The organism is Acinetobacter sp. 3657, assembly GCF_031456775.1.
Lineage (GTDB): Bacteria > Pseudomonadota > Gammaproteobacteria > Pseudomonadales > Moraxellaceae > Acinetobacter.
This window is the reverse complement of the sequence record NZ_JAVDVH010000032.1, coordinates 1-2,171: the sequence shown is the minus strand read 5'-3', so window position 1 is coordinate 2,171 and position 2,171 is coordinate 1. Positions and strand designations below refer to the sequence as shown.

General features: G+C 31.2%; 1 protein-coding gene. It reads right to left on the bottom strand.

Features of this window, described 5'->3' with window-relative positions:
* Nucleotides 1-1,223: 1,223 nt before the first annotated feature.
* Nucleotides 1,224-2,171, bottom strand: a 948-nt coding sequence (locus J2Y37_RS15795; protein WP_349033416.1) for a hypothetical protein, incomplete at its 5' end; no start/stop codon positions are given.

The following is a 2,171-nucleotide window of genomic DNA, read 5'->3' as shown; positions in this document are numbered from 1 at the left end:
ACTCATTAAGGCTTGCGCCTCAGTTGCAGCAAGCTCATCGTCTGTCATTTTCTGCATAGTTGTTGGTGTAGATGCATAACCGTGCATACTAAAACAGAAAATGCTTATTATTAGACTTTTTTTAAAAAATAATTCCATAGTATTTATCAAACCTTAGTATATGATTATTATTAAAAAATTAACCACTAAGAACTCCCTCTTCAAAGTATATTTAAAATTAATAAATTTTACTGTATAGTATAAAATAACATACATAAATAAACCAAATCAACATTTTGATATAAAACCATCTAATAAATTCAATGATAAAAAAGCTTGTATTATTTAAAAACAGCCATAAACGATAAAAGTGAATTTTAAATAATATTAATCACGTCTTTTTCTATTTTTTGATGCTTCCATTAAAGTCCAATAAAACTCTTCCAGATACAATAAAAAGAATTTATTAATATAAAATATTTATGTTACATAAAATATGCCTTAGGCTCTTATTACGCAAGAAAATCCTCAGATAAACAAGCTTATTCTTAAAATCCATCTTACCTCCAAGTAATGTGCGTATAAACATGTTTTGATGATTAGAGGAAATTTTCGATTTAGTTTGATTCAAAAAAAAGTAGCACAAACAACCTTAAGAAAAACAAGGACAAAATAAAATCTATTCTGATATAGCAATCCAGTGCTTGTTAAGCAATGGAAGTCTTATTTTAACTCTAGGGCTAGTTGAGTTTTACTCCAAGTCAAGTCAATGAGATGCATCTGCCTAAAACAGCTTACTAAACCACTGAATTAAATATAAAATCCTTCATATTTTAACTAATATTTAAGTAAATTAACGATGATTTTTCTCTTTATTTTTTATGTAAAAAAACCCTTTCAAAAATGAAAAAATCCTTTAATTTTCTAGCTAAGCTCACAAAAGTATAGTTATTATAATGCTAACTTATTATGCTCTTAAAAAATTAATTCAAATACCTTGAATTTATATTATTAAAAATAAGGGGTGTATCCAATTTTCAATTATTTCAAACAAGAATATAACTCTCCCTAATTCATAAAAAAGACCCTATATATCTCAACTAAAAATAATCAAAACTAAATCTTTAAACTAAGGATAAAATCAATAATTCACATAAACTATATTGTAATTCAATAATATATAAACAATATAAAGACGCATTAAAGTCATATAGACAATAATGCGCTTTTTTCAAGTTTTTAATTTAGCAAAACTTCAATGTCCCATAACAGTTCGATGTTACGTTTTGCACATTACCTAAAGGCACATTTTGCAAATTAACAAATGCTGTTCGTCCTGCAAGGTCAATATCAGGTATCGTCTTTTGTAATCCACCGGAAAATAATGCTGTAATACCTTCACCACTATCAACAAATGTACGATTCTCAGCACGACTCAAAAATGCAGCGATTGAATTCGCAACCTGTGGGTAGACTGAACTAATGTCTACGGTCTTTCCTGCTGGTGCTTCTAAGTAACCCAATTCAACTGGATTTTGAAACGACATCCACCATCCAGGCTGAGCGATATCTAAATCCTCTGCTCCAGGCCATTTTAGTGCTTGTCTTTGTAGGCCTAAATAGAAACCACCTCCACTAATCGGTAGATTATGTAGATATCCTAAGTTTTCCTCAAATGTAATATTGGCACTTAAATTTTTAATTCTTGTATCCATTTGAATAAATAGCTCAGAAACGTTAATAAAACCTAATACAGAAACAGTTTCATTCAATGCCAACTGAATACGCCCTGAGTTTGGTGTAACGACAATATCATCAATTCTTGTGGTATTTACATTGCGAATCGTTGCAGATTTCATACGCTGACCTGTAATCACTGCTGCTGGCACTGCAAAGTCTGCTCTTAAAGATGGAATACTTAAACCTGTGGTATTGGAATGATTGGGTAAACTCACAAAACCATTGTATGGTTCTCGACCACAACCACTAGTACAGAATAAGATATCCGCTTCCACCATCCCTTTTAGAATTTGATCACTGGCTTTACCAAATGTGCTTGGTGTCGTCATCACATGTCCAGTCGTTGCTGCTGTTTTGATATATCCACTTAATGAGTTAATACCATTTGGGATTTTATTGCCTCCACCATCAACGAGATCATTATCCCCAATCGTAAGTAATCCCAAGGCATC